The 13,252-nt window shown below is 62.9% G+C and carries 15 protein-coding genes; 8 read left to right on the forward strand and 7 right to left on the reverse strand.

All coding sequences use genetic code 11. From position 1 onward, the window contains the following. Nucleotides 1-209, forward strand: a 209-nt coding sequence (locus tag A8B82_RS24590; RefSeq protein ID WP_235604720.1) for a hypothetical protein, incomplete at its 5' end; no start/stop codon positions are given. Nucleotides 210-240: 31 nt separating this feature from the next. On the opposite strand, the gene A8B82_RS16750 is transcribed toward A8B82_RS24590, so the two are convergent. After that, nucleotides 241-1,704: an MORN repeat-containing protein gene (locus A8B82_RS16750; RefSeq protein ID WP_067295205.1), complete on the reverse strand. Its 1,464-nt coding sequence runs from the start codon at nucleotides 1,702-1,704 to the stop codon at nucleotides 241-243. 256 nt (nucleotides 1,705-1,960) lie between these two features. Here A8B82_RS16750 and A8B82_RS16755 point away from each other — a divergent pair, with 256 nt between their 5' ends. Beyond that, complete coding sequence (locus A8B82_RS16755; RefSeq protein WP_067294923.1) at nucleotides 1,961-3,619, forward strand: NAD+ synthase; 1,659 nt, start codon at nucleotides 1,961-1,963, stop codon at nucleotides 3,617-3,619. A gap of 15 nt (nucleotides 3,620-3,634) precedes the next feature. On the opposite strand, the gene A8B82_RS16760 is transcribed toward A8B82_RS16755, so the two are convergent. Further along, on the reverse strand, nucleotides 3,635-4,030 hold the full coding sequence (locus tag A8B82_RS16760; RefSeq protein WP_067294926.1) for a metallopeptidase family protein: 396 nt from the start codon (nucleotides 4,028-4,030) through the stop codon (nucleotides 3,635-3,637). 142 nt (nucleotides 4,031-4,172) lie between these two features. Here A8B82_RS16760 and A8B82_RS16765 point away from each other — a divergent pair, with 142 nt between their 5' ends. Continuing rightward, complete coding sequence (locus tag A8B82_RS16765) at nucleotides 4,173-4,763, forward strand: NAD(P)H-dependent oxidoreductase (RefSeq protein ID WP_067294927.1); 591 nt, start codon at nucleotides 4,173-4,175, stop codon at nucleotides 4,761-4,763. 94 nt (nucleotides 4,764-4,857) lie between these two features. Then, nucleotides 4,858-5,661, forward strand: coding sequence for an alpha/beta hydrolase family esterase (locus A8B82_RS16770; RefSeq protein WP_067294930.1), 804 nt, complete (start codon nucleotides 4,858-4,860; stop codon nucleotides 5,659-5,661). A gap of 15 nt (nucleotides 5,662-5,676) precedes the next feature. On the opposite strand, the gene A8B82_RS16775 is transcribed toward A8B82_RS16770, so the two are convergent. Continuing rightward, nucleotides 5,677-6,375 (reverse strand): ArsR/SmtB family transcription factor, encoded by a 699-nt coding sequence (locus A8B82_RS16775; RefSeq protein ID WP_067294932.1) that lies wholly within the window; start codon nucleotides 6,373-6,375, stop codon nucleotides 5,677-5,679. A 72-nt stretch (nucleotides 6,376-6,447) separates the two neighbouring features. Between A8B82_RS16775 and A8B82_RS16780 the strand changes: the two genes are divergently transcribed. From A8B82_RS16780 to A8B82_RS16795, 4 genes are all read left to right on the forward strand, one after another. After that, entirely contained in the window at nucleotides 6,448-6,771 is a 324-nt protein-coding gene (locus A8B82_RS16780; protein ID WP_067294935.1) for an NIPSNAP family protein, read from the forward strand. Further along, entirely contained in the window at nucleotides 6,768-7,112 is a 345-nt protein-coding gene (locus A8B82_RS16785; protein WP_067294937.1) for an antibiotic biosynthesis monooxygenase family protein, read from the forward strand. The genes A8B82_RS16780 and A8B82_RS16785 overlap by 4 nt, the downstream gene beginning before the upstream one ends. A 312-nt stretch (nucleotides 7,113-7,424) precedes the next feature. Beyond that, nucleotides 7,425-8,990: a 2-isopropylmalate synthase gene (locus A8B82_RS16790; protein ID WP_067294940.1), complete on the forward strand. Its 1,566-nt coding sequence runs from the start codon at nucleotides 7,425-7,427 to the stop codon at nucleotides 8,988-8,990. A gap of 39 nt (nucleotides 8,991-9,029) precedes the next feature. After that, nucleotides 9,030-10,157, forward strand: a complete 1,128-nt coding sequence (locus A8B82_RS16795; protein ID WP_067294942.1) for a CaiB/BaiF CoA transferase family protein — start codon at nucleotides 9,030-9,032, stop codon at nucleotides 10,155-10,157. Nucleotides 10,158-10,170: 13 nt separating this feature from the next. Here the strand turns inward: A8B82_RS16795 and A8B82_RS16800 are convergent, their stop codons facing one another. The 4 genes from A8B82_RS16800 to boxA form a co-directional block, all read right to left on the reverse strand. Next, nucleotides 10,171-10,683 carry a 3-hydroxyacyl-CoA dehydrogenase family protein gene (locus tag A8B82_RS16800; protein WP_067294944.1) on the reverse strand — a complete coding sequence of 171 codons (513 nt, stop codon included), beginning with the start codon at nucleotides 10,681-10,683 and terminating at the stop codon, nucleotides 10,171-10,173. Next, nucleotides 10,680-11,567 (reverse strand): helix-turn-helix transcriptional regulator, encoded by an 888-nt coding sequence (locus A8B82_RS16805; RefSeq protein WP_082899350.1) that lies wholly within the window; start codon nucleotides 11,565-11,567, stop codon nucleotides 10,680-10,682. Before A8B82_RS16805 ends, A8B82_RS16800 begins: the two co-directional genes overlap by 4 nt. Nucleotides 11,568-11,644: 77 nt before the next feature. Continuing rightward, nucleotides 11,645-12,067, reverse strand: coding sequence for an acyl-CoA thioesterase (locus A8B82_RS16810; protein WP_067294947.1), 423 nt, complete (start codon nucleotides 12,065-12,067; stop codon nucleotides 11,645-11,647). After that, nucleotides 12,067-13,245 (reverse strand): benzoyl-CoA 2,3-epoxidase subunit BoxA, encoded by a 1,179-nt coding sequence (gene boxA / locus A8B82_RS16815; protein ID WP_067294948.1) that lies wholly within the window; start codon nucleotides 13,243-13,245, stop codon nucleotides 12,067-12,069. The genes A8B82_RS16810 and boxA overlap by 1 nt, the downstream gene beginning before the upstream one ends. Nucleotides 13,246-13,252: the final 7 nt, after the last annotated feature.

The following is a 13,252-nucleotide window of genomic DNA, read 5'->3' on the forward strand; positions in this document are numbered from 1 at the left end:
GTGGTCAGTTCGCAAAATCCATGCCGTTCACATCAGCACGCAACACCCACCACAAGCACCAATACCGCGAGAGCGGTTTCGTCCAAGTCCGCTCAGCGGACATTACCCCGTCCCGCGGCAAATGTCCGGTTTGGATCGGAAATGCTGGAGAGTTGGGCCCCGCAACCTGGGAGGTGACGTTCGACCAGGACAAGGCGGTGGGCCCGTAACACGGCAAGCGGGGTGCCCCCTGAGCGCGTCTTAGCCGCCGTTGGTCGATGCACCCTCGGTCGTCGCGCCCTCGGCCGGTGCATCCCCGGTTGCGGCATTGCCATCCTGCGCAGGATCGGTCAGCGCGCCGTTATCCCAGTCGCCAGAGGCCTCTTCGCCCGTGGCATAGCGCATGGTGCCGGTGCCCTGGCGCTTGCCTGCCTTGAAGGTGCCTTCGTAGATATCGCCATTGGCGTAGGTCGCCATGCCCTGGCCCTCGATCTCGCCCCGCGTCCATTCTCCGTCATAGACAAAGCCGTTGGCCATGCTGATCTTGCCGCGCCCGTGGCGCTTGCCGTCTTCGAAGTTGCCCTCATAGACCGTCCCGTCGGGATAGGTGGCCGTGCCCATGCCGTGGCGCTGGCCGTCTTTCCACATGCCCTCATAGCGATAGCCGTCGGCATAGGTCATCACGCCCTGCCCCTCGTTGCGGGCATTGGAAAAGCCCCCCTCGTAGACAACCCCGTTGGGATAGGTGGCGCGGCCCTCGCCCTCGATCACGCCCGCCTCCCATGATCCTTCGTAGGTCGACCCGTCGGGATAGGTGATCTTGCCCTGTCCATCGGCCAGATCGTCGCGGAACGACCCCACATAGACCGACCCGTCGGGATAGGTCACCTGGCCTTCGCCCTCGATCTGTCCGGCAACCCAGGACCCGGTGTAGATATATCCATCCGCGCCGGTAAAGGTGCCCTGCCCGTCGCGCCGGTCATCCTTGAACGACCCGACATAGGTGTCGCCATTGGCATAGGTCACCTTGCCCTCGCCTTCGCGGCGACCGGCAATGAGGTTGCCCTCGTAGACATCGCCATTGGGCTGGGTCAGCGTGCCGGTGCCCTCGATCTGGCCATCCTGCCAGAGCCCGACATAGACCAGACCGTCGGGCATGGTCAGCGTGCCCTCGCCGTTGCGCTTGCCCGCCTCGATCGCACCCTCGTAGACCGCACCGTCAGGATAGGTGATGGTGCCGGTGCCCTGTTTGACGCCCTCGATCCAGTCGCCCTTGTATTCATAGCCGCCGGGGCTTTGCATCACGCCCTTGCCGTGGTGCTTGGCATTGCGGAAACCGCCTTCGTAGCGCACGCCGTTGGCATAAAGCGCGACACCCTGGCCCATGATCGCCCCTGCCACCCAGTCGCCTTCATAGGTGCCGCCGTCGGCAAAGGTGATCTTGCCGAAACCGTCCGGTTTCCCTTTTGAGAAATTGCCCTCGTAAATTGACCCGTTGGGAAAGCGCGCAACGCCCTCGCCCTTGATCTCGCCATCTTCCCAGTTGCCGGAATATTCATAGCCGTTGGGCAGCTTGTAGGTGCCCTGTCCATGTTGCAGCCCACCACGGAACGCCCCTTCATAGACGCCGCCATCGTCATATTGCTTGGTCAATACCTGCCCCTCCTGCGCCAGGGCTGGCACAGCAAGCAGGGAAAGGCACAGGATCATCGAACGAAAGGACATCGGCATACCCGTATTGTTTGCACCACGCATCACGCGGGGTCGCCGATAAGCCTAAGCAATGGGGCATAGAGGGGCAATCGTCTTTTGCGCCACACCGGCTGATCCCGCGCCAAACCGCCACAATGGTGTTCTTCGCCCATGGGGCTGCCCGCTTTCTCCATTCATCCGACCGCGCCGGTGGTCCGGCACCCTTTGGGCTTTTCCCCCGTGCCTGATCTGCTACATCCGGGGCAGACCAAACCGCAAAGGCGTATTCATGGCAGACCGTTTCCGCATCACCCTTGGACAATTGAACCCAACCGTGGGCGATCTTGCGGGCAACGCCGCGCTGGCGGCCAAGGCCTGGGCGGAGGGCAAGGCGGCCGATGCGGATCTGGTCGCACTGCCGGAAATGTTCATCACCGGCTACAACGCTCAGGACCTGGTGATGAAGCGCGCGTTTCAGCTCGATGTCATGGCCCATATCGAACAACTGGCCAGGGACTGCGCCGACGGTCCCGCGCTGGCCATTGGCGCGCCCTGGGCCGAGGGGGCAGAGCTGTTCAATGCCTACCTGATCCTCAAGAACGGCAAGATCGCCAACCGCACGCTCAAGCACAACCTGCCCAATGAGACGGTATTCGACGAGGTGCGCATCTTTGATTCCGGCCCGCTGGGCGGCCCCTATGCTGTGGGCAATACCCGTGTCGGCAGCCCGATCTGCGAAGACGCCTGGCACCCGGAGGTGTCGGAGACACTGGCCGAAACCGGCGCTGAGTTCCTGCTGGTCCCTAACGGATCGCCCTATTACCGGGGCAAGCTGGACACCCGTCTGAACATGATGGTGGCCCGCGTGGTGGAAACCGGGCTGCCGCTGATCTACCTCAACATGGTGGGCGGACAGGACGACCAGGTCTTTGACGGTGCCTCCTTTGCGCTGAACCCCGGCGGCAAGCTGGCGATGCAGATGCCCGCCTTCGATGCGCAGGTGCATCACGTCGACTTGGAACGCGGTGAAAACGGCTGGCGGGTGGTGGACCAGCCGCTTGCCTCTCTGCCCGACGCCTGGGAACAGGATTACCGCGTGATGGTGCAGGCTCTGCGCGACTACATGGGCAAGACCGGCTTCAAAAAGGTCCTGCTGGGCCTGTCCGGCGGCATTGATTCGGCCATCGTGGCGACCATTGCGGTCGACGCATTGGGCGCGGAGAACGTGCGCTGCGTGATGCTGCCGTCGGAATATACCTCGCAATCTTCCCTCGATGATGCCGAGGCATTGGCAAAGGCGCTGGGCTGCCGCTACGACTATGTGCCCATCAAGGAAGGGCGTCAGGCGATCACCAACACGCTGGCCCCCCTGTTCGACGGGCATGCCCCCGACCTGACCGAGGAAAACATCCAGTCCCGCCTGCGGGGTCTGCTGCTGATGGCGATGTCCAACAAGTTCGGGGAGATGCTGCTGACCACCGGCAACAAGTCAGAGGTCGCGGTGGGCTATGCGACGATCTATGGCGACATGGCGGGCGGCTATAACCCGATCAAGGATCTCTACAAGACCCGCGTGTTCGAAACCTGCCGCTGGCGCAATGAAAACCATCGCGACTGGATGAAGGGGCCCGCAGGCGCGGTGATCCCCGACAACATCATCACCAAGCCACCCAGCGCCGAGCTGCGCGAGGATCAAAAGGACAGCGACAGCCTGCCCGATTATCCGGAACTGGACGCGATCCTGAATATTCTCGTGGATCAGGACGGGTCGGTCGCCGATTGCGTCGCCGCCGGGTTTGAACGCGATGTGGCGAAAAAGGTCGAGCACCTGATCTACATCAGCGAATACAAGCGCTTTCAGTCCGCGCCCGGCCCGCGCCTGACCAAAGGGGCGTTCTGGCTGGACCGGCGATATCCCATCGTGAACCGCTGGCGCGATCCGTCCTGAAATGCGCGCGGCGCCTCAGGTCTCCCACGGGGCGACGCGGGCGATTTCCGCGTCAGACCAGCCGAAATGATGCGCGAATTCGTGGATCGTGACATGGGCGATCAGTTCCTCGATCTCCACGTTCCCGCGCGCGCGCCACTCATGCAGGATGGGTTCGCGGAACAGCCAGACCGTGTCGGGCTGCGGTGCCATGTCGAGCACGGATTTACGGGTCATCGGGATGCCTTCGTAAAGCCCTGTGAGCCCGACAGGCTTGTTGATCCCCAGTGATGCCAGCATGTCATCGGTTGGCCAATCGGTGACGCGCAGCAGCACCTCGCGCGCGGCGTTACGGAAGGGCTGCGGAAAGCCATCGACCGTGCGCAGGGCGATATCTTCGAACATGTCGAGGTCAGGGGTAACCGGGATCATGCCCTCGATATGGTCAGACGCGGGGCAAAGTAAAAGAGCAGCGGGCCGTTTCGCATAATTTCACACCCCCTGTGCACCCCTGAGCGGAACGAAACCGCGCGCCCGAGAATTTCCTCCGTGAACGACAGCCAAGGAGGCACATATGAGCACCCCCAAGATCGCCATTATCTTCTATACCACTTACGGCACAAACCATCAGATTGCGCTTGCCGCACAAGAAGCAGCGGAAGCTGCCGGGGCCGAGGTGCGGTTGCGCCGCGCCGCCGAGACCGCGCCCCAATCCGTCATCGACGCCCAGGAACCCTGGAAGGCCCAGCTGGAAAAGATGCAGGACATTCCCGAAGTGTCCCATGATGACATGACATGGGCGGACGGTTATTTCTTTTCCGTGCCGACGCGCTACGGCAACCTGCCCAGCCAGATGGCGGCCTTTATCGACACGCTTGGCCCGCTTTGGCAGAAAGGCAAGCTGGTGAACAAGACCATCACCGCGACGACCTCGGCACAGACGGCCCATGGCGGGCGCGAAGGCACGATCCAGAACCTTTACAAATCGGCCATGCACTGGGGCAACATCATTGTCGCGCCGGGCTATGCGGACGAGATAAAGTTCGAGGACGGGAACCCCTATGGCTATTCCGGCACGGCGGCCAAGTTCGACGACCTTGGCAAGAAGGCGGTCAGTTTTCAGGCCAGGCGTCTGGTAGAGATAACGGCAAGGCTCAATAGCTGACGCAGTGGCATTCGGGTCGCGTCGTGTTTGGCGCGGCTCCATGCAAACGATCATGTGATTTGTACCGCCAACGCCGGTATGCCAAAGGATGCCCATGCGTATTTCAGCCCTGTTGCTCGCCCTGATCTCTGCCTCGCCCGCCTTTGCCTGTGGTGCCGACACGGATTGCGTGCTGGGCGACAGGACCTACCGCATCGCGATGCCCGACGGCCATGACGGCAAGACCCCGGTGGGGGCGCTGGTCTGGTCGCATGGCTATCGCGGCACCGCCGCCGGGGCGATGCGCAACGGCAGTCTGCGCCGCATGGTATCGGACGCAGGATTGGCCCTGATTGCCGCGCAGGGCGTGGACGGATCGTGGGATCTGCCCAAGGGGCCGGGCACTTTCGACAGCACTGGCGCAGCGGAGTTTGCCTATTTCGACGCTATGCTTGCCGACGCACAGGCGCGTTTCGACATCGACCCGACCCGCATCATCGCCGCCGGATTCTCGGCAGGCGGGATGATGGTCTGGAACCTTGCCTGCACCCATCCCGACCCCTTCGCGGGCTTCATCCCGATGTCCGGCACCTTCTGGATGGAGCCGCCCGAGACCTGCGCGCAGCCTGTATCCTCCATCGTCCATATTCACGGGGATGCGGACAGAACGGTGCCCCTGAAAGGCCGCGCCATCGGAGAGACCAAGCAGGGCAAGGTATCGGATGCACTTGCCCTTTACACCGACTTTGGCGGCTTCGGCCCCGCCCGGCCTGTCAGCGCAGGAGACCTCGCCTGCGAGGACCGGAGCAATAAGGCTGGCGACATTCTGGATTTTTGCCTGTTTTCCGGCGGCCATTCATTCCGTACCGAACATCTGCGTTACGGGATCGAACAGTTAAAGGATGCCGGGCAGCTTTGATTTGCGGCGGGCCAGTCAGGGGGCGGTTGCGCCCGACACCCCGAACTGGCGATCGAATGCCGCGCGCCCTTTGGCGCTGAAGTCGATCACGCGGGTGCCCTCGACCCTTTTGCACCAGCCCAGAACCTGCATCCGCGCCAGCATCGCACGCCCGACGGCCCCTGCCAGATGATTGCGCCGCGCGCTCCAGTCCAGGCAGGGCCGGCATAGCGGCGCACGGCCCTTTTCCAATGTCGCGACATCGACGCCGAAATCCGCCAGGAATGCATTGCCCTGATTGGTAAGGGCCACAGCCGACCCATGTTCGGCAATCGCGCCACGGGCCAGCAGCCCCTGATAGAGCGCAATGCCCCGTTCCCCCGCCAGATGGTTATAGCAGACGCGCGCCTCGCGCAGGGCCAGATCGCGCGGCCCGGTCCGGGTGCGCAGGTGTCCGGCCCCCGCCGCGAGGCCCATCAACGCCTCCAGCGCATGGCCGACCTCGGCACCGGCAAGGGTGAAATACTTGTGCCGCCCGGATTTGCGGTGGATGATCAACCCGCCACTCTCCAGCTTGGCCAGATGGGTGCTGGCGGTCTGCACCGTCACCCCCGCCTCTGCCGCCAGTTCGGTGGCGGTCAGGGCCTTGCCGCTCATCAGCGCGCTGAGGATATTGGCGCGTGCCGGATCGCCAATCAGGGCCGCAATGCGGGATATGTCAGGACCGTCTTTCATACTTCGATCCTAGTCGAAGCATTAGTTGCAATCAATGGGCTAGACAGGCATGGCAAACATGAAGGACAGCCCATGCTCACCTGCATCATCAAATACGAAATCGACCCGACCAAACACGACCAATTTCGCCAATACGCCCGCAATTGGGGTCAGGCGATCCCGCGTTGCGGTGCCGACCTGATCGGCTATTTCGCCCCGCATGAGGGGTCATCGACCCTTGCCTATGGCATCTACAACATTCCCAGCCTGGCCGCCTATGAGGAATACCGCGCCCGGCTGGCCGAGGACCCGCTGGGCCGGGAAAACTATGCTTTCGCCCAGTCCGGGAAATTTCTCTTGCGCGAGGAACGCACGTTTCTGAAACTGGCCTCCACCCCGCATGGAGCCGCCACATGATCGCTGTCATCTTCGAAGTCATGCCGCATCCGGATCGCCGCGACGATTATCTCGACATTGCCGCCGCGATGCGCCCGCTGGTGGATGAGGTCGAAGGGTTCATTTCTGTCGAGCGGTTCCAGAGCCTGACCAACCCGGACAAGCTGCTGTCGCTCTCGTTCTTCGAGGATGAGGCAGCCGTCGAACGCTGGCGCAAGCTGACGGCGCATCGCGGGGCACAGGCGAAGGGGCGCGGCGGCATCTTTGCCGATTATCACCTGCGCATCGCCCATGTGATCCGTGACTACGGCATGTTTGACCGCGCAGAAGCCCCGCAAGACAGCCGCGCGGCGCATGATTGAGACTTGATTGGTGGCACGGCCATGGACAGGCCATCGTGGGTCAATGCTTCTTTATGCCAAAAATACTCAAACCCGCCCACACCGCAGCCACAACGACAAAGGTGACAATGCCCCCTTTCCATTTGAAAAACGGGGCGTATAAATAGCGGCATGACACACGCCGCCCATATCACAACCCTGCCGCGCCCCTGCGCGGCGCTGCTGCGTGCCAACCTGCTGCTGCTAATCCGCCTCTGAGCGTGCCATCCGGCGCGTCCGCTCAGAGGGATGGTCACGCGCCACGGATTTACAGCAGAACAGAGAGAACCCAACATGAATACCCAACCCCAAGACCGCGTCTTGATCTTTGACACAACCTTGCGCGACGGCGAACAAAGCCCCGGTGCCACCATGACCCATGCCGAAAAGCTGGAGATCGCCAGCCTTCTGGATGAAATGGGTGTCGATATCATCGAGGCCGGATTCCCCATCGCCTCGGACGGCGACTTTGCCGCCGTCTCCGAAATCGCGCGTCAGTCGCAGAACGCGGTGATCTGCGGGCTTGCCCGCGCGCAACTGCCCGACATCGACCGCTGCTGGGAGGCCGTGAAACACGCACGTCAGCCGCGCATCCATACGTTCATCGGCACCTCGCCCCTGCACCGGGCGATCCCGAACCTGACAATGGACGAAATGGCCGACCGCATCCACGACACGGTCACCCATGCCCGCAACCTGTGCGACAACGTGCAATGGTCCCCGATGGACGCTACGCGGACAGAATTGGACTACCTGTACCGGGTCGTCGAGATCGCGATCAAGGCCGGGGCAACAACCATCAATATCCCCGATACCGTCGGCTATACCGCACCGCGCGAAAGCGCCGATCTGATCCGCAAACTGCTTGAGAATGTTCCCGGCGCGGACGAGATCGTCTTTGCCACCCATTGCCACAACGACCTTGGCATGGCGACGGCCAACAGCCTTGCCGCCGTCGAGGCGGGCGCGCGTCAGGTCGAGTGCACGATCAACGGATTGGGCGAACGGGCGGGCAATACCGCGCTGGAAGAAGTTGTGATGGCCCTGCGCGTGCGCAACGACATCATGCCCTATGAAACCCGGATCGACTCCACCAAGATCATGAACATCTCCCGCCGGGTGGCGACTGTCAGCGGCTTTGCCGTGCAGTTCAACAAGGCGATCGTGGGCAAGAACGCCTTTGCCCATGAATCCGGCATCCACCAGGACGGCATGCTCAAGAACGCCGAGACGTTCGAAATCATGCGCCCCGCCGACGTGGGCCTGGCCGAGACCAATATCGTCATGGGCAAACATTCGGGCCGGGCCGCGTTGCGTTCCAAGCTTGAGGATCTGGGGTTCGAACTGGGCGACAACCAGCTCAAGGATGTCTTTGTCCGGTTCAAGGAACTGGCCGACCGGAAAAAGGAAATCTATGAGGATGACCTTATCGCGCTGATGCGCACGGCAACCGACCCCGAGGAGGACCGCGTCACGCTGGTGTCGATGCATGTCGTCTGCGGGACCGAAGGGCCGAACCAGGCGCGGATGACGCTGAACGTGGACGGTGCCGAGCAGACCACCGAACAGACCGGTGACGGTCCGGTCGATGCGGCCTTCAACTGCGTCAAGGCATTGGTGCCGCATGAGGCGCGGTTGCAGCTCTACCAGGTGCATGCCGTCACCGAAGGGACCGATGCGCAGGCCACCGTCTCTGTCCGAATCGAAGAGGACGGGCGGATCGTGACCGGCCAATCGGCGGATACCGACACGGTTGTCGCCTCCACCCGCGCCTATATCCACGCGCTGAACCGACTGCTGGTGCGCCGCGAAAAGGGCGGCACCGACAAGCGCGAGGTCAGCTACAAGGACGTGTCCTGAGCGCGGACGGTACAGGTTTCCACAAGACCGGAGGACGGCATGAGCGGACCACTCAAAGGGCTGAAGGTCGTGGAAATGCAAGGGCTTGGCCCCGCCCCGCTGGCGGGCCAACTCCTGGCCGACCTCGGGGCGGAGGTCACGCTGATCACCCGCGCATCCGGCCCCGCCGATCCGACGGACATCAACAACCGCGGCAAACGATCAGTTGCGCTGAACCTCAAATCCGACGCGGGGCGCGCCGTGGCGATGGCCATGATCGCCCGCGCCGATGTGCTGATCGAGGGGTTCCGCCCCGGCGTGATGGAGCGGATGGGGCTGGGGCCGGCGGACTGCCACGCGCAGAATCCGGGCCTTGTCTTTGGCCGGATGACCGGCTGGGGCCAGGACGGGCCATTGGCGCAGACGGCGGGGCATGACATCAACTATCTGGGTCTGACCGGATTTCTGCAGGCCACCGGCGCGGCGGACAGCGTGCCAATGCCGCCGCTGAATATCGGGGCCGATTATGGCGGCGGCACGATGTTCCTGCTGTTTGGCATCATGGCCGCCCTGTTCGAGCGTCAGACATCCGGCAAGGGTCAGGTTATTGACGCCGCGATGGTCGATGGCGCATCCGCGATGATGGCGCTGGTGCACGCCTTTATCGCACGCGGTCAGTGGTCCGAAACCCGCGAGACCAACCTGCTGGATGGTGGCGCGCCCTTTTACCGGACCTATGAATGTGCGGACGGGAAATTCCTGGCGGTCGGCCCGCTGGAGCCGCAATTCTTTGCGGAACTGGTGCGCCTTGCCGACCTGCCGCAGGATCATATGGCCAGCCAGATGGACAGCGCCGCCTGGCCCGAAAGGCGCGCGGCCTATGCCGAGGTGTTCAAGCGCAAGACCCGCGACGCATGGGCTGCCATTTTCGACGGCAGCGACGCCTGTGCAACACCCGTCCTGGCCTGGTCCGAAGCGCCCGCCCATCCGCAGATGGCCGCGCGCGGCACCTTCACCGAAGTGGCCGGTATCGCACAAGCGGCCCCTGCACCCCGCTTCTCGCGCAGCACGCCGGGCGACCTGCAAAGCCCCCCGGCACCGGGCTCGGACACCGAAGCGGCCCTGCGCGACCTCGGTTATGACGATGCTGCCATTGCCCGGTTGCGCGACGGTGGTGTCCTGACCTGAAACAGTGCCGCCGTCAGGCAGGGTCCAGGATTTCAGACACGCGGCCCTCTGGCAGATGCAGCCCTTTTGTCAGCGCCATGGCAAGCGCAGCCCGCGTCACCCCCTGCGACAGCAACAACCGGCACTCCGCCAACAGCGCCGCATGCATGCGCTCAACCAGGTCCGCATCGCTCACTTCAGATCGTGTGACGCTGGCAAACCAGGCTTCCTCCAGGATCAGATCCTCGATCAGCGGGTCGATCACGGCACCGCCGCCACCGGGATAGCGGTAATAGCCCACGCCGCCCGGCTTGCCCATGCGCCCCTCCGCCACCATCCGGGGCAGGATCGGCACCTGACGCTCCGGCCCGCGCGCCAGCACCTTGTCCAGCCCCAGCAGATCCTGCGCTTCGCAGGGGCCCATGTCATACCCCCAGCCGGTCAGCGCCTCGTCCAGTTCCCAGGGGTTGGTATGATGAAACAGCAGCACCTCGCCCCGCCGCCAGAACACATCCTGAAGCCATGCGGTCAGCACCGCCTGCTTCATGTCACCGGATCGAGAAAGCTGTGTTTGGCAATGGTGGTCAGCAGATCGTTCAGCGACGAACTGATTGTCCGGTTCGATGTGTTCACCTGCGCCTCGGCCAGTTCGTAGAGCGGGCTGCGCGCATTCAGCAATTCCTTGAGATGCGCCATCGCCGCTGGGTTGCCCTGCATCGGGCGCACATCGCCCTGGGCGCGCACGCGCTGCATGTGTTCGGGGGGGCTGGTCCGTATCCAGACCGTGTGGAACCGCTCACGCAGCCGGTCATAGGTGTTTTTCTGCGCGACGATGCCGCCCGCAGCAGCCAATATGACGCGGTCATGCACAGTTGAAATGCGGTCCAGCGCCTCGGATTCCAATCGGCGGTATCCGTCCTCGCCGTAAAACGCCATCACCTCTGCCAATGGCATATCGACCGCGTTCTCGATGTCTTCGTTCAACTCAACAAAAGGTATCTTCAGCGCTTCGCTTGCCATCCGTCCAAGGGTGGATTTGCCCGCACCGCGCAGACCGATCAGGCTGATGCGCCCCGCGCGCAGCAAACCGGGGTCACGCGGGGCCAGCATCGCGCTGACCTTGTGCTGCATCTCTGCCGGAGCGCTCCGATAGAGGGTCGCAAAACGCTGCGCGTCATGGTCCATCGGGATTTCATCCGCCAAAAGCGCCTCAACCTTGAGGTCAAGCGCCGCCGCAACCCGCGACAGCAGAAGAATGGAAATATTGCCCTCGCCCGATTCAAGCTGCGCAAGGTATCGCGGCGATACGCCCGACAATTCGGACAGCACACGGCGCGGCAGGCCGCGCTTCTTGCGGGCGGCAGCGACCCGTTCGGCCATGCGCGCGATCAGCGCAGCACCGGGGTCCTGGGTATCCGGCATGTCAGCCATGAGGTGCTATCAGAGACATTAATGCACTATTCCGCAAAGCTGCTGCCCGATCAAGACCTCAACCACGCCAAACTGCATTATTTCGCACGAATGTGCGGCTCTACGATGGCGCGGAAGTCCGGCGGCACCGGTTGGCTCTTGAACTGGTCCGCGATGGTGAAAACACAGGTGAAACGGCCCTCGAAACACAGCACATCGTTTTGTGATCCGTTCACCGCAAAGCTGATGGATTTTTCGCCCAAGCGGGTCGGGAAAGTATCGCACATCAGGGTATGGCGCGGGGTGACCGGGCTGCGGAACTCCATCCCCAGGCTGACGAAAGGCGTGCCGACATTGCGGTCGATCGCCATCTGGAACCAACCGTCGCCGCCCAGATGGGCCTCCCACCAGGCATTGATCGCATCCAGCGCGAAATAGGGCAGACGCGCCGTATAGGCGATCCGTGCGGGATCGCAGTCCGCCCATGTGACGTTGACAGGATGGATAAAGGGATCAGACATCAATAGGTCTCCACGTGATACCGCCCGTCCTCGCGCATGGCATCGCGCAACGCGGTCCACTGCTGGCCCAGGCTTTCCGCGATGGAGGTCATGGCGCGCTCGACCCCTTCTTCCATCCCGCGCAAGCCGCAGATGTAGATATGCGTGCGGTCATCCTCAAGCAGTTCCGCCACGCTGTCCTGTTCGGCCAGAATACGATCCTGCACGTACTCCTTGTCCTGTTCGGGCTGGCGCGAGAACACCAGATGCTGTTTCAACAGGGTTTCCGGCACCTTCTTGAGCGGGCCGAAATAGGGCAGGCTGTCGGGCGTGCGCGCGCCAAAGAACATGGTCATGCCGCCTGTCGCACCGCTGCGCTGGCGCTGCATGGTAAAGGCGCGCATCGGCGCGGAGCCGGTGCCGGTACAGATCAGCAGCAGATGCGCCTCGGGGGTGGAGGGCATCAGGAAGGTGGCCCCGAACGGGCCGGTCACCTCGACCTCCGCCCCCTGTTCCAGATCGCACAGGTAATTGGAGGCAAGCCCCCCTTCCTCCCGTTTCACCGTCAGGGAGATGTTGTGATACCCCGCCCGCTCGCCATCGCGGGGCGAGGAGATGGAGTAAAGCCGCGGCAGATGCGCGTTGCCTTCCGCATCCGTGCCGGGCGGGATGATGCCGACCGATTGCCCTTCGAGCACCGGAAACGGCAGCGCGCCGGGGTCCAGGATGATGTGGCGCACGTCATGGTCGGGGTCCTTGGTCAGTGGGTAATTGCCCTGCACCTTCATCCTGGCCGGTTTGCCGAGATTATACATGTTCACGGTTGGCTTGCCCGCGCTGACTGGCGCCTTGGCCTTGCCGCCCGCACCCTTGTGCGCCTCTGCCAGCAGAGCCGCAATCGGGTCGACCGCTTCCTCGTCATCGCTCGCAGGGGCGGCCTCGATGTCTTCCTGCTCGGGCAGTTCGTCCATCTCGTACTGCTGTTCCAGCGTGTATGGCGTGTTCACAACCCGCCATTCGTCGATGGAGCCTGTGGGGCAGACGGGGATGCAATCCATACAGAAATTGCAGATGTCGGCGTTGACCACGACGTTGTTGTCGTCATGCTCGATTGCGTTGATCGGGCAAGTCATCTCGCAGGTATAGCAGCGGATGCAGATCTCGGGGTCGATCAGATGCTGTTTGACGGGTTTGTTCATGGTCGCT

Origin of the sequence: Sulfitobacter sp. EhC04 (assembly GCF_001650875.1) — a bacterium.
In the GTDB taxonomy this organism is placed as follows: domain Bacteria; phylum Pseudomonadota; class Alphaproteobacteria; order Rhodobacterales; family Rhodobacteraceae; genus Sulfitobacter.

Bases quoted from the DNA above. Each gene is read 5' to 3' on its own strand.
- A8B82_RS16750 (WP_067295205.1), bottom strand. From the start codon at position 1,704: ATGTCCTTTCGTTCGATGATCCTGTGCCTTTCCCTGCTTGCTGTGCCA.
- A8B82_RS16755 (WP_067294923.1), top strand. From the start codon at position 1,961: ATGGCAGACCGTTTCCGCATCACCCTTGGACAATTGAACCCAACCGTG.
- A8B82_RS16760 (WP_067294926.1), bottom strand. From the start codon at position 4,030: ATGATCCCGGTTACCCCTGACCTCGACATGTTCGAAGATATCGCCCTG.
- A8B82_RS16765 (WP_067294927.1), top strand. From the start codon at position 4,173: ATGAGCACCCCCAAGATCGCCATTATCTTCTATACCACTTACGGCACA.
- A8B82_RS16770 (WP_067294930.1), top strand. From the start codon at position 4,858: ATGCGTATTTCAGCCCTGTTGCTCGCCCTGATCTCTGCCTCGCCCGCC.
- A8B82_RS16775 (WP_067294932.1), bottom strand. From the start codon at position 6,375: ATGAAAGACGGTCCTGACATATCCCGCATTGCGGCCCTGATTGGCGAT.
- A8B82_RS16780 (WP_067294935.1), top strand. From the start codon at position 6,448: ATGCTCACCTGCATCATCAAATACGAAATCGACCCGACCAAACACGAC.
- A8B82_RS16785 (WP_067294937.1), top strand. From the start codon at position 6,768: ATGATCGCTGTCATCTTCGAAGTCATGCCGCATCCGGATCGCCGCGAC.
- A8B82_RS16790 (WP_067294940.1), top strand. From the start codon at position 7,425: ATGAATACCCAACCCCAAGACCGCGTCTTGATCTTTGACACAACCTTG.
- A8B82_RS16795 (WP_067294942.1), top strand. From the start codon at position 9,030: ATGAGCGGACCACTCAAAGGGCTGAAGGTCGTGGAAATGCAAGGGCTT.
- A8B82_RS16800 (WP_067294944.1), bottom strand. From the start codon at position 10,683: ATGAAGCAGGCGGTGCTGACCGCATGGCTTCAGGATGTGTTCTGGCGG.
- A8B82_RS16805 (WP_082899350.1), bottom strand. From the start codon at position 11,567: ATGGCTGACATGCCGGATACCCAGGACCCCGGTGCTGCGCTGATCGCG.
- A8B82_RS16810 (WP_067294947.1), bottom strand. From the start codon at position 12,067: ATGTCTGATCCCTTTATCCATCCTGTCAACGTCACATGGGCGGACTGC.
- boxA (WP_067294948.1), bottom strand. From the start codon at position 13,245: ATGAACAAACCCGTCAAACAGCATCTGATCGACCCCGAGATCTGCATC.